The organism is Pseudoalteromonas sp. MSK9-3, assembly GCF_003590335.1.
GTDB lineage: Bacteria > Pseudomonadota > Gammaproteobacteria > Enterobacterales > Alteromonadaceae > Pseudoalteromonas.
The window spans coordinates 307,988-325,500 of record NZ_MIET01000046.1; the positions used below are offsets into that span (position 1 = coordinate 307,988).

General features: G+C 40.1%; 19 protein-coding genes. 6 read left to right on the forward strand and 13 right to left on the reverse strand.

Annotated features, from left to right (window positions below):
* Window position 1: 1 nt before the first annotated feature.
* Window positions 2-1,252, forward strand: coding sequence for an ATP-binding protein (locus BGP78_RS20030; protein ID WP_119863053.1), 1,251 nt, complete (start codon window positions 2-4; stop codon window positions 1,250-1,252).
* A gap of 26 nt (window positions 1,253-1,278) precedes the next feature.
* Here BGP78_RS20030 and arfB read toward each other — a convergent pair whose 3' ends face one another.
* The 6 genes from arfB to BGP78_RS20060 all read right to left on the reverse strand — a co-directional run bounded on the left by arfB (window position 1,279) and on the right by BGP78_RS20060 (window position 7,332).
* Window positions 1,279-1,692, reverse strand: coding sequence for an alternative ribosome rescue aminoacyl-tRNA hydrolase ArfB (gene arfB / locus BGP78_RS20035; protein WP_010365290.1), 414 nt, complete (start codon window positions 1,690-1,692; stop codon window positions 1,279-1,281).
* Window positions 1,693-1,789: 97 nt separating this feature from the next.
* On the reverse strand, window positions 1,790-2,995 hold the full coding sequence (locus BGP78_RS20040) for an ABC transporter permease (RefSeq protein ID WP_119863054.1): 1,206 nt from the start codon (window positions 2,993-2,995) through the stop codon (window positions 1,790-1,792).
* 11 nt (window positions 2,996-3,006) lie between these two features.
* Window positions 3,007-4,323, reverse strand: a complete 1,317-nt coding sequence (locus BGP78_RS20045; protein WP_119863055.1) for an ABC transporter permease — start codon at window positions 4,321-4,323, stop codon at window positions 3,007-3,009.
* A 9-nt stretch (window positions 4,324-4,332) separates the two neighbouring features.
* The gene (locus tag BGP78_RS20050; protein WP_119863056.1) at window positions 4,333-5,022 is read right to left on the reverse strand and encodes an ABC transporter ATP-binding protein; all 690 of its coding nucleotides are present in this window, start codon (window positions 5,020-5,022) and stop codon (window positions 4,333-4,335) included.
* 12 nt (window positions 5,023-5,034) lie between these two features.
* Window positions 5,035-6,315, reverse strand: a complete 1,281-nt coding sequence (locus tag BGP78_RS20055; protein ID WP_119863057.1) for an efflux RND transporter periplasmic adaptor subunit — start codon at window positions 6,313-6,315, stop codon at window positions 5,035-5,037.
* A 189-nt stretch (window positions 6,316-6,504) separates the two neighbouring features.
* Window positions 6,505-7,332, reverse strand: coding sequence for a chromosome partitioning protein ParA (locus BGP78_RS20060; RefSeq protein ID WP_119863058.1), 828 nt, complete (start codon window positions 7,330-7,332; stop codon window positions 6,505-6,507).
* A 104-nt stretch (window positions 7,333-7,436) separates the two neighbouring features.
* Here BGP78_RS20060 and BGP78_RS20065 point away from each other — a divergent pair, with 104 nt between their 5' ends.
* Entirely contained in the window at window positions 7,437-8,330 is an 894-nt protein-coding gene (locus BGP78_RS20065; protein WP_119863059.1) for a response regulator, read from the forward strand.
* Between the two features lie 10 nt (window positions 8,331-8,340).
* On the opposite strand, the gene BGP78_RS20070 is transcribed toward BGP78_RS20065, so the two are convergent.
* Window positions 8,341-8,817 (reverse strand): hypothetical protein, encoded by a 477-nt coding sequence (locus tag BGP78_RS20070; RefSeq protein WP_119863060.1) that lies wholly within the window; start codon window positions 8,815-8,817, stop codon window positions 8,341-8,343.
* A 201-nt stretch (window positions 8,818-9,018) separates the two neighbouring features.
* Complete coding sequence (locus BGP78_RS20075) at window positions 9,019-9,318, reverse strand: hypothetical protein (protein WP_182912342.1); 300 nt, start codon at window positions 9,316-9,318, stop codon at window positions 9,019-9,021.
* 125 nt (window positions 9,319-9,443) lie between these two features.
* Between BGP78_RS20075 and nhaR the strand changes: the two genes are divergently transcribed.
* Window positions 9,444-10,337, forward strand: coding sequence for a transcriptional activator NhaR (gene nhaR, locus BGP78_RS20080; RefSeq protein WP_010365281.1), 894 nt, complete (start codon window positions 9,444-9,446; stop codon window positions 10,335-10,337).
* Here the strand turns inward: nhaR and BGP78_RS20085 are convergent.
* Window positions 10,334-11,263: a LysR substrate-binding domain-containing protein gene (locus tag BGP78_RS20085; protein ID WP_119863062.1), complete on the reverse strand. Its 930-nt coding sequence runs from the start codon at window positions 11,261-11,263 to the stop codon at window positions 10,334-10,336. The two genes, nhaR and BGP78_RS20085, sit on opposite strands and share 4 nt — an antisense overlap.
* A gap of 197 nt (window positions 11,264-11,460) precedes the next feature.
* Here BGP78_RS20085 and BGP78_RS20090 point away from each other — a divergent pair, with 197 nt between their 5' ends.
* Window positions 11,461-11,934, forward strand: a complete 474-nt coding sequence (locus BGP78_RS20090) for an OsmC family protein (RefSeq protein WP_119863063.1) — start codon at window positions 11,461-11,463, stop codon at window positions 11,932-11,934.
* A 17-nt stretch (window positions 11,935-11,951) separates the two neighbouring features.
* Here the strand turns inward: BGP78_RS20090 and BGP78_RS20095 are convergent, their stop codons facing one another.
* Window positions 11,952-13,127 (reverse strand): HAMP domain-containing histidine kinase, encoded by a 1,176-nt coding sequence (locus tag BGP78_RS20095; RefSeq protein ID WP_119863064.1) that lies wholly within the window; start codon window positions 13,125-13,127, stop codon window positions 11,952-11,954.
* On the reverse strand, window positions 13,120-13,794 hold the full coding sequence (locus BGP78_RS20100) for a response regulator transcription factor (RefSeq protein ID WP_119863065.1): 675 nt from the start codon (window positions 13,792-13,794) through the stop codon (window positions 13,120-13,122). Before BGP78_RS20100 ends, BGP78_RS20095 begins: the two co-directional genes overlap by 8 nt.
* A 71-nt stretch (window positions 13,795-13,865) precedes the next feature.
* On the opposite strand from BGP78_RS20100, the gene BGP78_RS20105 reads away from it, so the two are divergent.
* Window positions 13,866-15,593 (forward strand): amidohydrolase, encoded by a 1,728-nt coding sequence (locus BGP78_RS20105; RefSeq protein WP_119863066.1) that lies wholly within the window; start codon window positions 13,866-13,868, stop codon window positions 15,591-15,593.
* 254 nt (window positions 15,594-15,847) lie between these two features.
* Here the strand turns inward: BGP78_RS20105 and BGP78_RS20110 are convergent, their stop codons facing one another.
* Both BGP78_RS20110 and BGP78_RS20115 read right to left on the reverse strand, forming a co-directional pair.
* Complete coding sequence (locus BGP78_RS20110; RefSeq protein WP_119863067.1) at window positions 15,848-16,288, reverse strand: hypothetical protein; 441 nt, start codon at window positions 16,286-16,288, stop codon at window positions 15,848-15,850.
* Between the two features lie 636 nt (window positions 16,289-16,924).
* Complete coding sequence (locus BGP78_RS20115; RefSeq protein WP_119863068.1) at window positions 16,925-17,335, reverse strand: hypothetical protein; 411 nt, start codon at window positions 17,333-17,335, stop codon at window positions 16,925-16,927.
* Window positions 17,336-17,392: 57 nt separating this feature from the next.
* Here BGP78_RS20115 and BGP78_RS20120 point away from each other — a divergent pair.
* Window positions 17,393-17,513: transposase family protein (locus BGP78_RS20120; RefSeq protein ID WP_147386052.1), on the forward strand; the 121-nt coding region annotated here is incomplete at its 3' end.

Below are 17,513 nucleotides of genomic sequence, written 5' to 3' on the forward strand. Positions count from 1 at the left end.
TATGATCCGATTATTGATCAGCTTATATTTGGTAGTGTTTGTTAGTATTGTATTGATCAATCAAAGCAGTGAGCTGATCTGGAACAGTTGGGTTCATCAAGCACCAGATGAATTGCGTCACGCTCAGTTGGTGGCTAAAGTATTACAAGAGAGTGTGTCTGATATTCGCCAACTTCCCCCTCAGGTTACGACGTTATCGTCCGATGATGTTGCTTGGCTACCCGAACAAATTGCGGCTTTACAACAAGGTGACGTGATCACGACCTTCACGGAGCAAGGCGATGCATTACTCACATTTCAGATCAAAGGCGAAGAGTCACTTGCACAGTTGGGCCCATTTTTACCCGCAAGTAATGCGCTTGCACAAAAATACCTATTTAAACTACTTTCATTTGCTGTACTGGGGTTATTGCTCGTTTTTTGGCTCAGACCTTTGTGGCTCGACCTGATGCAATTTAAGCGGGTTACAGCACAGCTGGCACAAGGTCAGCTCGATATATCGATTCAGCCTTCTAAATTTTCTGCGATTTCGAATTTAACCAGCCAGTTTCATGCTATGGCGACCAAAGTTGCAAATTTAATGAGCGATCAGAAGCAGCTCGTTAATGCGGTATCCCATGAATTGAGAACCCCGTTGGCGAGGTTGAAATTTGCGTTGGCAATGTTAGCAGCGAAAGATCCCAAAGAAGTGCAAGCGATGTCTCAAGATGTACAAGAAATGGAGTTATTGATAGATGAAATGCTGGGTTATGCGCGTCTTGAAATAGCTGCTGAATCTTTAGAATATCACGCTTTTGATTTTTCTGCGTTGGTTCACGGTCAAATTGAGAAGCTACAAAGAACCAATACTAAAGAGTTAAATGTAACTCTCTGTCCCAATGTTACTATTTATGCGGACCAGCATTATATTGCGCGAGTTGTGCAAAACTTATTACAGAATGCTTGTAAATATGGCAAATCAAAAGTGCATGTTACGCTACTGGTAAGTCACGGAGAGATTGAACTGCAAGTTGAAGATGATGGCGCTGGTATTAAACCTGAAGATAGGGACAAGGTGTTTTCGCCTTTTGTGCGTGTTGACCATAGTCGAAATAAAGCTTTAGGTGGCTTTGGTCTCGGGTTAGCAATCGTTCAAAAAATATTGAATTGGCATAATGGGCGATGTGAAGTGAGTACATCTGCATTGGGTGGTGCTCGGTTTGTGATGTATCTCCCCATTAGCGAGAGAGTTAAGCTGTTAGATCAGGTCTGAGCTACTACAGTTAAAGTTAATCTAGCTTAGTATTTTAGCTTTTTACGTAAGTTTTTTGTTTGGCCATGCTTTACTTTACTATCAACTCTTTTTCTTTGTGAGTTTCTCGTTGGCTTAGTAGCTCTGCGAGTTTTTTCCATTTTAGTAGCATCTAAAATGAGCGCCTTTAACCGTGTTAATGCTTCTTCTTTGTTCATCTCTTGGGTTCTATGGCTTTGCGCCTTAATAACGATTACACCGTCTTTAGTAAGACGGCTGTCCTTTAAAGCTAATAGTCTGGCTTTATAGAACTCAGGGAGAGACGAGCGCTTAATATCAAACTTTAAGTGGATGGCGCTGGATACTTTGTTTACATTTTGCCCGCCGGCACCTTGTGCTCGAATAGCGGTCATTTCAATTTCCCATGCGGCGAGTTCAACGGCATTTGATATTTTTAGCAAAATTTATTTTCTCAAAGTATATAGAGTGGGTAGTTTACCACATTCACTTTGAATGGCGTTAGCCCAGCGCCCAAATGCGGGCGCTGGGTTCGATTACTCAGGCTCCGCGAGTGGTAATGGCCGGAGAGATCTTTGCTGCTTGGCTAACAGGATACGCAACGGCAATTTGCCCGAGTAAAATAATCGCAATCGCGCCTAAAAATAGGAAATGTATTGGTACAGGCGACAGTGATAGCAATTCGACAAATTGGTTGTTAAGTATGATGGCTGCCAGTATTCCTATACAAACGCCTATGGTTGATATGATGGCATTTTCGAGCATAAAGTAACGGATGACTTGGAGTTTGCTTGCGCCCAGTGCTCTACGTGTCCCAATTTGTTTTGTACGACGACTTATATTGAATTTTGCTTGGCCCAGTATACCGAAGATTGTGATAATGGTTAGACAGATACACACGACTGTAAGTAACTTATTCGTGGCTATATCTTCTTGATAACTTCGCCTTTTTACTTCGCTAAGCGCTTCAATACTGTCTATTTGCTTGTATGGATGTGTTAAGAGCTTTTCAGGTATTGCTTTTATGACGCTGGCCATTTGACCGGACTCTACCTGAATAACATAGCGCTGTGTATCATTGGCTTCTTGTACTGCGGAAATAACCGTGTATTCTAGTGCGCTCCAGAAGTTCCATGCATTTTGTAGTCTGTCTACAATACCAATAACTTCATGGGGCTCTTTATAGTAATACAAGCTCTTTCCAAGCATATCACGCCAATTATCGGGGTATATTTTTTCAGCCAACGCTTTGGTTATGATGATCTTTGACGATTTAAATCTACCGTCATTTTCAACTTTCTGAATATCAGACGGTAAAAAGTTTTCCCCCGCAAGAAGGGTTACATCAAAAGCTTCTATTAAGTTTTCATTTGAACCAAAGTAGCCACCATATGCAACATCTTCTTCATTTGGATCTAATTTGAAGCCCATATGAAGTCCCCATCCTTCTAGTGGCAGCCCGGTGATAGGAGCGGCATTCACAACACCATGGATACTTTTTAATATGGTTAAATCATTCTCTAGCTGTATTGTTAAATCACCTTGTTCATTCGGTAAGTTGGCAATCACTATCAGTGTATTTTCCATATTTGCGCCTACAGGGCGAGCAATTAAGTCACTACGTTCAGAGATCATGTGAATGGCATTGATAAGTACCATAAATGTTACCGCAATTTGAAATGCAAGCAATGCGGGGGCTACTTTTTGTTTTTTTAATGTTTTCAGTATGGGTATAAGATCGCGCATGTCTTTTCGTCCTATAAACTTTTTAGCTGGCTTGATGGCTGCATTTGACTAGCTCTAATTATTGGGTATAGGCCAAACACTAAACTAGATATTAAAGCTAATAAGACCGTGCCAATAAGTAATTGGAGATTCATTTGCATTAAGCCTGAATGCAAATAGCTGTATGTTTTTTCAGCAGCGAGAAGACCAAGCTGTGCAAATAATAGTCCTAATAAACCACCTACAACACCGATCACCGATAACTCAATAGCGAATTGTGTGACGATATCTTGCTTACTCGCACCGACCGCCCGACGTAGCCCGACTTCGCCTGCTTTAGCGTGAAATTTAGCTATCATTAAACCCATACAATTGAGTAAGCATACGATAAGAAAAAGTACAGCCAACCAAACTGCCATTTTACTATCATCACTGACAACCTCTTCATCGATTAAATATTGTTTTAGAGGCACTAACTTATTGTAAATACGATTCTTAAAACGGCCTAAAGATTGTTGCTCTTTGGCATGATTATCAATAAATGTTTGGTATTGATCATGGGATTGATTGTCGGGAAGTTCTACCCAAAAAATAATCCACATACATTCTGATGCTAAAAAAGCAGAAAATGAATCATCTGTAGACTCGTGCCAGCAGGCATTACTAACTAATTTTTCCGTGAATAGCTCATTTTTTATCTGTGTATTGAAAGGAATAAATAAGTCATGTGGTTGTGTATATGCCATATGGGGGAGGCCATAAAATTTTGGCAAAGGGTTCCACGAGTCTAACACTCCTATTACTTGGTAAGTCTCTGCGCCAAACTTGAATGATTTACCAACGGAATTTTCGCCATCGAACAGCCAGTTATTAGTTTCTTTAGACAATACCGCAACCTGTGCGGCATCCTTGCCATCTTGTTTACTCCAGCCAGAACCATATAAAAAAGGGCTTTCAAACATGCTGAAAAAGTCACTTGTGGTCGTGCGAACTTTTAAACTTTTAGCGGTGACATGCGCGTTATTTATATGACCAATTTTTTGTTGAATAGCACTTAGCGCAACCTGGTATTTAGGTATGTCAGACTCGAGTAATACCTGTGTATCCTGATATGTTATTGTATAAGGAAGGATTTTCCCGTCACCATAAATTTCATCCATACTATCTAACTGAACTTGGAACAACTGCGCACTTTTGCTGGGAACTGGGTCTTTAGACATCATGTAGCTTATGGTGTAAGTTGTCATGGTTGCGCCTATACCAATTGCGATCATCGTCACCATTAATAGACTTAACAGAGGCGTCTTACGCAAGCTTAGCAGTGCCAATTTGAAATAGTATGGATACATTTTAGGCCTTTACGCGATTTCTTTTTGGATATTTGGGCTGTCAGATAAGTGCCCATCTTTTATTTGTACAATTCTCTGAGCTTGGGCGGCTTGCTCGTTATCATGAGTTACCATAATAATGCTGGTGCCAGCGGCATTAATATCTTTGAGTAATGACATAATGCCTTCTGCCATTTTTGAGTCGAGGTTACCCGTTGGTTCATCCGCTAAAATTACGGAAGGGGTGCCCGCAATGGCTCGGGCGATAGCAACGCGTTGCTGTTGACCACCGGAAAGCTGGGTCGGGTAATGATCTTTACGTCCTGCCAGCCCGACTTGTTCAAGCGCTTGTATGATACGTTGGTGTCGTTCATCACGGTTAAATTTTCTATAGCGCAGCGGCATATCGATGTTGTCATAGAGGTTAAGTTCTGGAATGAGGTTAAAGCTCTGAAATACAAATCCTATTTTCTCATTCCTATAGGCTGACTTCTTTTTATCACTAAACTGCGCAACATCTTGCCCGTCTAACTCATATAACCCATCTGAGTGCTCTTCGAGTAACCCCGCAATATTTAAAAACGTGGTTTTTCCAGAACCAGAAGGCCCGATAACACTGACGAACTCGCCTTGCTCAATGGTTAGATCAAAAGGGTGAAGTGCTTGCGTTTTAATTGCATCCGTAAGAAATGCTTTTGATAAATTTTTCATTTTTAACATTATTATTATCTCTTATTGTAGGATACGGACACTTGGTGCATCTTTAAAAATATCTGAGTCAGATATCACCACGGTATCACCGGTTTTTAAACCAGATATCACTTCTACTTTACCTAGGCTGCGCGAGCCTATTTTTATCGGGGTTTTCACTGCGGAATTATCGCTGACGACATAAGCAAATTGGCCATTATAGGTTTTCAAAAACTGGCCTCGAGGCAAATACTGAATGTTATTTTTACGTTCTAAAATCACTCGGGTTGTGAGGCGTTGGTTTTGTCTTAGTCCCGTTAAGCTTTTATCAGTAAAGCGTATTTTCCCTTGAACTCGTCCTTGGACTATTTCAGGAGAGATCGCGACTAGCTCGCCTTGGTAAAGGCTTTGATTGAGTGTAATTTCTGCTTCCATTCCCAAGGCTAAGTCGTCTGCATAACTTTCTGGAATCTGGACTTCAAGCTCATATTCAGACAAATCCACAATACTTAGAAGTGCTTGATTTTTTGCAACCGAGTTTTTTTGTTGTGTGCTTAAGTTGCCTACTAAGCCTGTGACTGGTGATGTAATTTTCAAACCATCAACTTGACGCTTTAGTTCGGTTACTTTGACTTGCTGAGAGTGAAATTCAAATTCTCGGGTTTTAATTTCAAACTTTTGACTTTCTTTTATTAATGAAACTTCTTTAACGGCGTGTTCGTATTCTCGTTTGGCATTTTGCAGCTCATCTTTGGCTTTTTGATAATCAATGTCACTAATAATTTTATTTTTTATGGCTTCGTCTGAGCGCCTCATTTCTCTTTTAGCTGCATTGAGTGCCACCTGTGCCTGTCCAATTTGATTTTCTTGTTCTAAGTTTGATTTTTTGACTTGGATTTTTTCACGTTCTAACTGATTTTTTAATCGAGTTAAGTTTGCAATTTGTTGGTTATATTCACTTTTTAATTCGGGGCTATCTATTATGGCAATGGTTTGTTGTGTTACCACGCTATCACCCGCTTCGACTAAATATGTCACCGTCCCCTGCGCTGGGCTGTATAATATAGGTCGACGTGCTGCGATCACCTTGCCTTGTACAGAGAGATCTCTGATAAATAGCCCTTGTTTTACAGCTGCAATGTTAAGTTTATCCTTGTGAACAGCACTGGTCCCTTTGGTCCAATTTACCACTGAGGGCAATATAAAAAAGTAACTGACAATGACTGCCAAAATGATTGAAAATGAAAAAATGATAATTTTATTCAGTGAGCGAGGCTTTTCTATTTGTGTATCTTGCGCACTGGTATCTGCGATATAGCTCATACGTTGTTTACCTGAATCCTTTCTATGTTTTTACTAGCTTATTCAAAATAGGTACAAGACTCGTTAGTTATTATTCAATTTAAAAGTCATGGGAACAAAATACACCTTATTATATAAAAAGTCACCAAAGTTAATGGTTTGTTTTATTTGTGTGTTTTTGGTGTTGTGTAATTTGAAATTATCGCTGGGTTAAGAGGATTTATCTTGCTGGGTTTTAACAATTTCCAAATATCGACTTTCTATGAATTTTTTTTCCTTTGTTAGGTGCTTTAAGGCAGACTTGGTTTGCTCTAACTCTCCTTGTAACTCAGATAGTTCAGGCCCATCTTCCGTGTTACTTGCTTGTAATGAAAGTTGTTCTAACGCTTGGCTTTGCTCAGATATTTGACGTTTATAGTTGTTAAGTGTATCCATCATGTCGGCTTTTTCACGTTCAAACGTAAGTACCATTTTTTGCATCTGTTGTGGAGATGAATTAGCTTGGCCATTTTCGTTTTCAAGCGCTAAGCACTTTTCTTCTAGTTGTTCTTTTTCTTTTTGAAGCGACTCTACGGTGTCGTATTGGTCATATAATTTTTTCCGCGTGACTTTGAGTTTATCCATACTTTTATCTAAATCCCCTTTTAACTTTCGAATGAGTGCGTGAGATTTTGATAGCTTTTTATTGAGATCTTTAATTGATTGATCTTCTTGTTCAGTGATGTGATCTTGCGTCGAGTTACGAATGTCGGTTAATTGTTGCTCTAGCGCAATTTGTATTTTGGCCAGTTCAGCAATGGTATTACTATGTTCATTGATATAGCCAAGTGCATTGTCAACGGACTCTCGGCACATGGCCAGCGTTTCATCGTTTTGTGCTGATGAAGAAGTGTGAGTGCCAGCACTAACCGATGAAGCAAACTTTCTGAATTCGCGCAAAATTAGCAATAAGATATAAAACCAAATTGCGAGAATTAGCAGGCCAAAATTAATGGCTAAGTATTGATATACAGTAATCGGTAATTGTAAGCTTGGCATAATGATGGTTTATTGTTAATTTTGTCAATCATATCTATTCAGTTTAGTGATGGATGAAAAATATGCCTATAATAAAAAACAAGTTTTTATAAAAGTTGTGCCGAGTGAAAATCTTAATTGTTGATGATAGTCAAGCAACCTTAGAAATCGTAAAGCGCGCGCTAGAGAAGTTCGGCTATCGTAAGTTATTAATTCAAAAAGCGAATAGTGCTAAATCTGCGCTGCAGTATATAGGCAGTTGGAAGCCTGACATTGTACTAACAGACTGGCATATGCCTGATATGTCAGGGTTAGTGCTATTACAAGCAATCAAACAACGTCAGCTTAATATTACGGTGGCGATGATCACCACCGTGGATGAGCAGGCACAAATAGATCAAGCCCTCGCAGCGGGTGCTTCGTTTGTATTGTCAAAGCCATTTACGGATGATGAGCTTCATGAACAGTTACTGCCACTTGTGCAAGGCGCTGAAGAAAATGAAATCATACTCGATGATATAGAAGTTAACGGTGAATTAGCATTACCAAAGCTCAGTCAGCTCGAAAGGTTGATACATAAACAAGTAGACGACTCACTGTGCATTAAGCCGATACATGCGCAAGAATTTGATGAAACTAAAGTACCCTGTTTAATGGCTGTTTATGAAGATAGAAAAAGCCAAAAGATAAGAGCGGTTGGTATACTTGATGTCTATGCCGCCTGTGTCATGGCCAGCGGGGTTCGGGTTATTTCTACAGAGGAAGCGCAGCAAGCAATCCATCAAAATTTAGTAACCAGTGAGATACTTGATGCGAGTAAAGAAGCGTTAAGTGCGACAGCTTTTGCGTTTTTGGATAAAAAAACCAAAATGAGCTTACGGATCAAAACGGTTAAGTTTGTTGCCTCTCCTTTTCGAAAGCTTGAGTTACTTTATCAAACTCAAGCAGACAGCCGCATTGATTTTAGTTGCCAACGTGAAGGTATGGCACTGGGGAAAGTTTTATTGGTCGGTTTTTAAAGCCCGATATTTAGGCCATTGCACTGATCAATACTCCAGGGTCCGTAATGCCAGCATCTTTCATGGCTTCTCTTACATTTTCTGCCATGCTAAATAATTGAGTTTGTAATTGAGCTACATAATTTGCTTGTTGTAACAGCATATCTTGTTTTACTTGATCATTGAGATCTGAGCGCGCTTTTAATTCAACTAGGCGTTGTTGCTCTTGCTCAATTTGTTCTTTAATTCTTTCTATTTGTTCGAGCATTTTTTGAATGTGCTGTGGCAGACTATCTTTTTTAGACTCAACTTCCTCTTCTTCGCCATTATCATTTAGGCGCTTTTGGTCACGCGCTGATAGTTGGTATGCAGCTCCTTTTTTTTTACTAACCTGCGTTTCAGCAATACTATTTTCACTCGCGTCACTTTTTTCAGTCGAAGATGCTTGAGTTTGTGCAGGCAAAGGTGGCTGGGTTAGCAAAGGTGTTGTAGGTTGATGAATTTTCATCCGTAATTTCCATATATGATTACACATATGATATATCGGCCGAAACCAGTGTTACTTTAAGATAAAATGGTGTGAAATAAGCGGCATCCGTGCCGCTGCAAGTGCTTGGGAATAAATGTTTTTGTACAACACTACTGTTTCATGAACTTAGGTGATCAGTGCGCGTTATCAGCATGACTCAATTGATGACAACTCTTGTGATTAAGACAGGTTGTATTTTTGCGCGAGTACAAGCTGACTATTATTTAGTGCGCGTTTTAATGCTTGGAGCAAGTCTTTTCCTTTGGCTTTTACCGATATGTCGGGTAAACCTGGCAAACTCAAATTTATATGACATAGCTTTAAACCGGCATGTTGAGCATGAGTGATATCGCTGACTTGCACATCAATCTTGCGAATATTGGTTTCGTATTTAGTGAGCTGCGTCGAGACTAACTTGGACAGCTTAACTCTTGTAGCGGCATTCATTACTTTGTTCTTCACTGTCAATTTTAGCTTCATTGCTATATCCAAATATAAATTAAGTGTATTTAGTCGCGCCTCTATTGCAGGCATGTGTTTAATCTACTAAGGTATATAAAAAGATAAAAGCTGATTATTTCTTATTTAATCATCGGTAAAAGCGAATGATAACAAACATAAATTATAACCACCTGTATTACTTTTGGCAGGTGAGTAAACATGGCAGCATTGCTAATGCCAGTAAAGTGCTGCATTTAACACCACAAACAGTCAGTGCCCAAATAACCAGCTTGGAGCAACGTTTAGGTAAAGCGCTTTTTTTAAGAGAAGGGCGTGGTCTGAGGTTGACTGAGTTTGGACAAATCACGCAGCAATACGCTGATGATATGTTTGCAATTGCCGAAGAGTGGCTAGAGACGACCCAAGGTGACTTAGAACATATATCTAGAACCTTAAGAGTCGGTATTTCAGATGCATTGCCCAAATCATTGGTATCAAAGTGGCTCTCTCCGTTTATTGAGAATGACCGGATCACCAATTTACATTGTGTAGATGGGCAGCAAGCGGAGCTTTTGGCACAGATGGCAACGCATAAATTAGATTTGGTATTGGCAGATAAGCCATTAGATAGTTCGCTGCCATTTAAGGCTTTTTGCCACGAAATTGGTAAAAGTCAGCTGGGTTTTTTTGGTAATAAAGCGTCATTGGATACATTGAAAGAAAGTTATCCGCAATCATTGGCAGATGTGCCTGTTATATTGCCGGCTAAATCGAGCCCTATGACGAGTGCAATAAAATACTGGTTAGAAGAGCAAGGCATTGAGATCTCTATTGCTGGGCATGTAGATGATAGCGCATTAATGAAAGCGTTAGGCCAGCAAGGCTTTGGGTTGTTCGCAGCGCCTTTGTTAGTAAAAGATGAGATTGAAAGGCATTACGATGTGAGATCTATTGGCGCCATAGACAATGTATATCAACATTATTATGCCTTTACGCCAGACAGGCTGATAAAAGATTCTATTTATTCTGAGTTTGTGAGGCATGCTCAGCACTGTTAAGTGCTTGCCTCCTCGTTAGCTTTCATATGTTGAAATTGTTCGCGCACCCAAGTTGTAAAAACAGCTAGATCAGAATGAGGCTCGGGTTGTTCAGGGCTTACTAAGTAGTAGCCGTAATCAAGCTTTAAGGATTGTGTATGACACCGTACAAGTGTTTCACGTTTGATGTCATTATCAACGATATGATGCCACGCGAGTGCCAGGCCTTGTTGGTGTTTTGCGGCTTCTAATGCCAAAGTCACATGACTAAAGTGACGGTGCTGCATAGGTTGGCTGGTAGTTATATTTAGCTTTTTTAACCACATTTGCCAAGAGACATTACTGGGTGCATCTTCGACAGCTGCGTCATACTGTAATAGTGCGTGTGACGCAATCAGGTGTTGAATATCAGCATTGCTTTTTTGCAAGAGAAGTTGAGGGTGACACACTGGGTAAATATATTCATCTGCTAAAAATTGTGCATATGCTTGTTGTGCATATCCGTCGCCAAAATGCAGATGGGCATCGATAGGCGCAGTGGAAAAATCGACTAATTGATCTTGGGCATGCACTATGACGTTGATATCTGGGTGGACTTTATAAAAATGTGAGAGTCTGGGGATCAGCCAGTTTTGTGCTAATGAGGGGATCGCCGCAATGTGTAATGATCGTTGTGAAGCAGCTGCAATGCTATTTGCTACGCCTATTTGAATAAGGGAAATCCCCTTGTTTGCACTGTGCATTAAGGCGTGTCCAGCGTCGGTAAGCCCTACCCCTTTTGCTTGCCTTTTGAACAAAGGCACACCGATATGTGCTTCGAGTAATTTCATTTGATGACTCACGGCGCTAGGTGTGATGTGCAATGTGGCCGCGGCACGGCTAAAACTCAATGTTTGCGTGACGACTGTAAATGTATGGATAGCCGAGTAAGAAAATTGATTGCTCATTTTATAGTTGTGTGAGTTTTTATCATATACTTTCTAGCTTATGTTCTTAAGCTTCAGTAATGCAAGGGTATTATTGTTTTTCAGAGCGTGAGTATGATTATTTTGTGAGTTTAACTCACTTTGGGGTGACGTATTATCGCTTTTTATTAGTATGCCGCTGATGCAAGATAGACGGTACTTTATCTAAGGAGTAAAACGTGTCTCAATATAAAGCATCAATTCAATGGTATAAAAAGCCATCAGAACATTTCGTTGACCTAAAATATAGTCGAGTCCATCAATGGCAGTTTTCAACAGGCACATGCATTGCGGCATCGTCAGCGCCGAGCATTGTGCCACTCCCCTATTCCGATGCCAATAATATTGACCCTGAAGAAGCTTTTGTGGCGGCTTTATCAAGTTGTCATATGCTATTTTTTCTTGATTTAGCCGCTCGGAAAAAATGGGTCGTTGAATCTTATGTGGATAATGCTATCGGTACGTTGGCAATAGATGCGAACGGGAAAAAAGCGATGACGCATGTGTTGTTAAAGCCTTTGGTGATTTGGGGGAAAAACGTTGTCGTTTGTGAAGCGCAGATCAGCGCATTACATCATCACGCACACGAATTATGCTTTATCGCTAACTCAGTTCTGACTAAGGTGGAAGTTAGCCCTATTTACTCGGCTTAAAGCCGGATGGCGTCAGTTTACTTAGGGCTAAACATTATGTGCACTGTGTATGAATGGCGCTGATGCGCTATTTTATAGTGCCAGTGTAGTTGTTCACACACTTGCTGGAGAAGCAGTAGCCCTAGACCTGTCCCCTGTGTGTGTTTATTGTGTGTTGACACACTATTTTTGAATATTACTTGGTCATGCAATAACGTAATACACAGTGCTCCGCTGCCATGTTGCATCGCATTTCTATACAGTTGTGAAAACAGCAAGTTAGCCAAAGGCAAATGTGTCTCTATGGTGGCTTTGTCTGTGATATGTGTTTCTACTATTAGTCCGAGCTTTTGGTAAAAGGGTGTGAGGTTACCTAAGGCCTTTTCTAAACACAGCGGTTTAAAGTCTTGTGTATTGATCTGCCATAGTGCCAAGATTGCGGTACTAATTTCATTTAGGGTCGATTGGCCGTGCGCAAGTTGTGAAATAATGTCTAATGACTCAAGGGGTAAGTCATCGAGTTGTTGTAGCCGTGATAAACTATGGCTCATTTGGGTCAAGGGAGTTCGGACCTCATGACTGAGGTAGGCTGAAAAAATACGCTCTTTGTGTTGGGTATGTCGTTCAGATTCTCGAGCGAGGATGAGTGCTTCAGCCACATTTTGTAGTTCAATAAACTTAAACGTTATATGTGGTTTATTCTTTGTGATTAGCTGGTTTAGCTGCTGCGTTTGTTGTCGGATCTGATAAGCGGCTTTTCCTGTTATATAGAAAAATAATACTGTTAAGGTCGCCATCATCAAGATCACTAAAGGTAAAATAGACGGGGATTCCTCTTCAGAGAAATAATGCATGACGAAAATAACATCTTTTGAACTCTCAGCTTGATAAGGTAGCACATAAACTGCGTCAGTTGCGTGATGACCAAAATACACGGTATTAATGGGTAGCTGATCTGTTTCCCATAACGATTTTGTCCAGCTCGGTAACTCATTCACTGAAGTTGTTATGAGCTTAAAGTTATCAGCATATGGAAGTGATACGAACGACGCTGATGCTTGCTCGGCATCATAAAATAGGTAATGCGCGGCTGTTCCATCAAGCGCAAAATCGTAGCCAATTTTTGCGATACCGCCCCACAATAACATGACCAAACATGCGCAAAACCCGAGCCTCACACTTAGGTATTTAAAGAGTGATTGCTTGTTATTCATAAGGCTGTTCTTTCAGTGCAAGACCATGTTTTTTTAATGTATGTAATAACTCACTATCATTATTGTGGCTGATATTACTGCGTAGGCGGGTGATAAGTGATTTGTACATATTGTTATTAACGTCTTGCTCTGGCCACACAGTAGCAATAATCGTATCTTTCGTTACGGGGTTGGGGCTATGTTGAATCAACAGTGTCAATAAGCACCATTGTTGTGGTGATAAAATGAGTATACGGTTATCACGTTTCGCAATTTTGGCGGTGATGTCTACTGACAATGAGTCAAGTTTGAAAATATGATTGGATGTAGAGGGCTGTTTTTGTGCCAGTAATTTGATTCTTACTGCCAGTTCCTCTAACGCAAATGGCTTAGTTATATAATCTAAGGCGCCAAGAGAGAAAGCGTGGAGTTTATCTTCTAGTTCAGTGCGGGCCGTTAAAAAGAGTATTGGTGCATTATTGGATTGTTGTAATGTTGTCGCCAGCTCTAACCCTGTGCCATCTGGTAAGTTTATGTCTAATATCATGGCGTCGTAGTTTACATCGAGCGAGATCCCGCGTGCTTGAGCCAATGAGCTTGCATAGTCTACTTCAATGCCTTCAGCATTTAAAAAATCGATGGTTTGTGCTGCCAGAAGCGCATCGTCTTCTACCAATAATACTATCATAGTTAGCCTATACTGTTACCTTATGGTTACCTCGGTCTTGATAGTGTATTGCTATACCTTAGGAGTCAACAATGAGTAATCCCACTATGATATTGAGTTCAGCCCTATTAGCTATTTCATGTGCCATTTCTGGTTGTGGTAGCGATGCAAAATTAAACACGGCACCAACAGTAAAAAACGACGGTGAAGCTTCTAACCAAGTTATTGCCACAAAAGTATTTGTTAATGGTGAAGTATACACGGTAAATCCAGATAAGCCTTGGGCACAAGCGGTGGCATTGCAAGGCAATAAAATCATTTTCGTTGGCAGTAGCGAAGGCATTAAAGCGTACGTAGGGGAAAAAACGGACATTATTGACCTTGAGGGTAAAATGATGATGCCTGGGTTTCATGATGTGCACATGCACCCTTTGGAGTCTGCGTCACAGGCAACACAATTTACTGTCCCGTCTTATGCGAGTGAAGCAGAATATATTGATGCGATTTATGCAGCCTCGATACAAAATCCGGATGCACCATGGTTGATTGGCTATGGTCATGAGATAAGCACTTTATTAGAGATGGACAACGCACCGTTAGCGGTAATTAATGAAGCTGTGAAAAACCGGCCTGTGATCATTATGGAGCAAACATCGCATTCTATGTGGGTAAATGGTAAAGCGTTACAACTCGCTGGCATTAACCACAATAGCCAAGACCCAGTTGGTGGGGTTTTTGGCAAAGATGAGGCGGGTAATCTCGACGGTATTTTGTATGATAATGCTGGCAACCAAGTGATGGAATTAGCGATGCAGTCGCTGAAAAATGCCAAGCAGCAAGATTATGATGGTTTGATTGAATACACTATGCCAGAGTTGAACAAAGTGGGGATCACCTCAATTAGCGATGCGCGTACCTATTGGCAGCGAGGTCATTTAGAAACGTGGCAGCGTGTTGCCAAAGAAGATAATTTAACATTGCGTGTCAGTTTGGGGTTATGGGCTTACCCTGATATGAATGATGAACGTCAAATCTCCATTATAAAGTCATTATATCAAAGTCGTTCAGATAGTTTACTAAAGATAAATCAAGTGAAGTTTTACATGGATGGTATTTTAGTGAATACGACCGCTGCGATGCATGAACCATATCACACGAATTGGCTCGACTTGTATCAAAATAAAGGGTTGAACTATTTTACACAAAGTCGATTAGAAAAGTACATCAAGGCGTTAGAGCCAACGGGGTTTGATTTTAATATTCACGGTATTGGTGATCGTGGTATTCACGAGGCACTCAATGCTATTGAGAATGCTTCAAATGGTACTGCACGCCACCGTATCACCCATTTAGAAGTGGTGGATCCGGCAGATTATAATCGCTTTGGAAAACTAAATGTGATTGCAGATGCGCAAGTGGCAGGTGAATTCACTAAACCAAGCCATTGGGGAGAAACAATACCTTTAATAGGCAGTGAACGCGCTCAAGATTTAGTGCCGATCAAAAGCTTGCAGAGGTCAGGAGCAAGGTTAACACTAAGTAGTGATTGGAATGTAAGTACATTTAATCCATTTGTCGGCTTGAGTAATGCAATATCACGCGCGCCACAAAATATTTCATTAGCACAGGCAATAAAAGCGTATACCCTTAATAGTGCCTATGCAATGCGCCAAGATCAACAAGTCGGCAGTATTGAGGTTGGAAAGCTTGCTGATCTGGTGGTAATCGATGGTAATTTGTTTGAACGTAGTGTGTTGGAAATCAAAAAGACCCAAGTCGACATGACGCTACTTGATGGTGAAATTGTCTATCAGCGTTAAGGGGGCAGGCGTGAAAAGAGGCTGAATGGTAGTAGCTAAAATCTGATCTTACAGTCTTGATGAATAGGTTCATATTTCACCTGACAGGCAGTTATAAGCGAAAAACAGACTGTCGCTCTAACTCATTTTTGGACAAGAACGAGTTAGAGTATTTATTAAATAACGCTTGCCTAACCGGCGCAAAATAGCAGGCTAAAATTAGCGACGAAGGAGCTCAGCCTGCTGTTTTGTGTCCCTTTTTGTTTAGGCACTTATCAGGTAACTTTATGTTTATAAGTGATTTTTAGTAAAGCTGATGCAATAATATATTCTAAGAACGCAAAAACCATCTGGAGTGAAGAAAAAATACCGCTAACTATATCTGTAGGAGCTTCCCCTCTCGGAAATGGCTTCGTTTTATGAATAAAGTAAAAAAAGTTTATAAATCCATAGATAGTTATTAATGCCAATACAAATAAATACTTACCATTTGTAGCTGAAAAAATATGAACCAGATTACCATTACTACCATTAGGCATTGTTTTATTACACATATTTGCCAATGGGATTGCCATTAATATGACAACGGCTTGAAAAAAAAATGTGATTGACTTGAAAATCACAATGCCAAAGTGGCTGCAAATATTTATTATTACAACTGACAAAAAGCAAAACAATGCCAGCCCTGAAAAAAATCGAAGAGTTGATGGTGTCATAGTTACCTAACGATTTAGTATTTATGCGGCACGTTGTTTGTGCTGCATAATCGCTTGTTGGACTGAGCCGCTACCTGCTCGGTGTGTCAGAGTTGGTGTTATTTATGCTATGGGAATTTGCTTTTAGTGGCGTAACTTGTCTCGAGCCTATTTTATCGGCTTGTCTTTCGTGATTAAGCCATCCCTGCATTACTCAGTACGTTTTATCCTGCCATTAGAGCTAATTTTCGCCGATTTATCAATGATATTTTCACCGCGCACGCTTTTTCATAGCCCGAACACTTAAACCGGTTAACGCGTTGATTTAATTCAGCAAGCTCTGCTGCTAACTCGTTTGTGCTAATTTCATGGTCTCTTCACTTGAATTAACCCTTTCGCTAAATCGTAAGACCCCGATTTTGCATACTTAACAAGGCCAATGTGGAGAAGATGACGCTGTTTCAGACTTTTTCTTTTTATCAATAAGTGACATTTATTCAAAAGTTAATGCTGGTCATCGGGTCACAATCAATTTACGTTGGGTGTCTTCTAAAATGTTCCTAGAATTACTCGTTTCAACGAATTTGTTTATTGATTTAGAGTTGGCCGTCACTGTATAAAAACGGCCAAAAAGAACATTAGTGCCTATTGACAGAGTTAAGGCTCATATCTGTTAGGCATTTTTAAAATACGGTATTTTGATTGAATACAAGCAAACTCAATACTCTTAATTAACATCTCTGATGCTCGTTTATAGCCAGTAATCAAAATTAATATTACCACAGCAGAAAACATTGAAAGCCAAAAGGAAGTAACACTTTCCGTTAATATTTTAAGAAAATTGATATCTTCAGCTTTTGGTAACAATTTTATCTTTAAATTAAATGTCACGACATAGATCGCCCATGCAGCACCAAGAACCCACTTATAAAAAGATACCCTAGAAACAATTCTTTCGTTTAGCTTTTCTAAGTTTTCTTCTAGTAGCTCGATTTTATCAGATGAATCAAGCCCACTTTCTTCAATAAATTTTGTGACATTTTCAATATGTACGCAGGGCAAGATCACGAACTTTACCTTGACTTAAAAGTATGATCTTATACGTCTTTTTAGGTTGCTACTTTTATGTCTGATCCTCTTTTTCTAGAATATTTTGAATCAATTGATGACCCTCGCCAACAAGGTAAGGTCGTTCACAAGCTCTTTGATATCATATTCTTAACTGTGAGTGCTGTTATTTCAGGAT

Excerpts from the sequence above, each read along its gene's own strand:
- BGP78_RS20030 (WP_119863053.1), top strand. The coding sequence starts at position 2 with ATGATCCGATTATTGATCAGCTTATATTTGGTAGTGTTTGTTAGTATT.
- BGP78_RS20040 (WP_119863054.1), bottom strand. The coding sequence starts at position 2,995 with ATGCGCGATCTTATACCCATACTGAAAACATTAAAAAAACAAAAAGTA.
- BGP78_RS20045 (WP_119863055.1), bottom strand. The coding sequence starts at position 4,323 with ATGTATCCATACTATTTCAAATTGGCACTGCTAAGCTTGCGTAAGACG.
- BGP78_RS20050 (WP_119863056.1), bottom strand. The coding sequence starts at position 5,022 with ATGTTAAAAATGAAAAATTTATCAAAAGCATTTCTTACGGATGCAATT.
- BGP78_RS20055 (WP_119863057.1), bottom strand. The coding sequence starts at position 6,315 with ATGAGCTATATCGCAGATACCAGTGCGCAAGATACACAAATAGAAAAG.
- BGP78_RS20060 (WP_119863058.1), bottom strand. The coding sequence starts at position 7,332 with ATGCCAAGCTTACAATTACCGATTACTGTATATCAATACTTAGCCATT.
- BGP78_RS20070 (WP_119863060.1), bottom strand. The coding sequence starts at position 8,817 with ATGAAAATTCATCAACCTACAACACCTTTGCTAACCCAGCCACCTTTG.
- BGP78_RS20075 (WP_182912342.1), bottom strand. The coding sequence starts at position 9,318 with ATGAAGCTAAAATTGACAGTGAAGAACAAAGTAATGAATGCCGCTACA.
- nhaR (WP_010365281.1), top strand. The coding sequence starts at position 9,444 with ATGATAACAAACATAAATTATAACCACCTGTATTACTTTTGGCAGGTG.
- BGP78_RS20085 (WP_119863062.1), bottom strand. The coding sequence starts at position 11,263 with ATGAGCAATCAATTTTCTTACTCGGCTATCCATACATTTACAGTCGTC.
- BGP78_RS20095 (WP_119863064.1), bottom strand. The coding sequence starts at position 13,127 with ATGAATAACAAGCAATCACTCTTTAAATACCTAAGTGTGAGGCTCGGG.
- BGP78_RS20100 (WP_119863065.1), bottom strand. The coding sequence starts at position 13,794 with ATGATAGTATTATTGGTAGAAGACGATGCGCTTCTGGCAGCACAAACC.
- BGP78_RS20105 (WP_119863066.1), top strand. The coding sequence starts at position 13,866 with ATGAGTAATCCCACTATGATATTGAGTTCAGCCCTATTAGCTATTTCA.
- BGP78_RS20110 (WP_119863067.1), bottom strand. The coding sequence starts at position 16,288 with ATGACACCATCAACTCTTCGATTTTTTTCAGGGCTGGCATTGTTTTGC.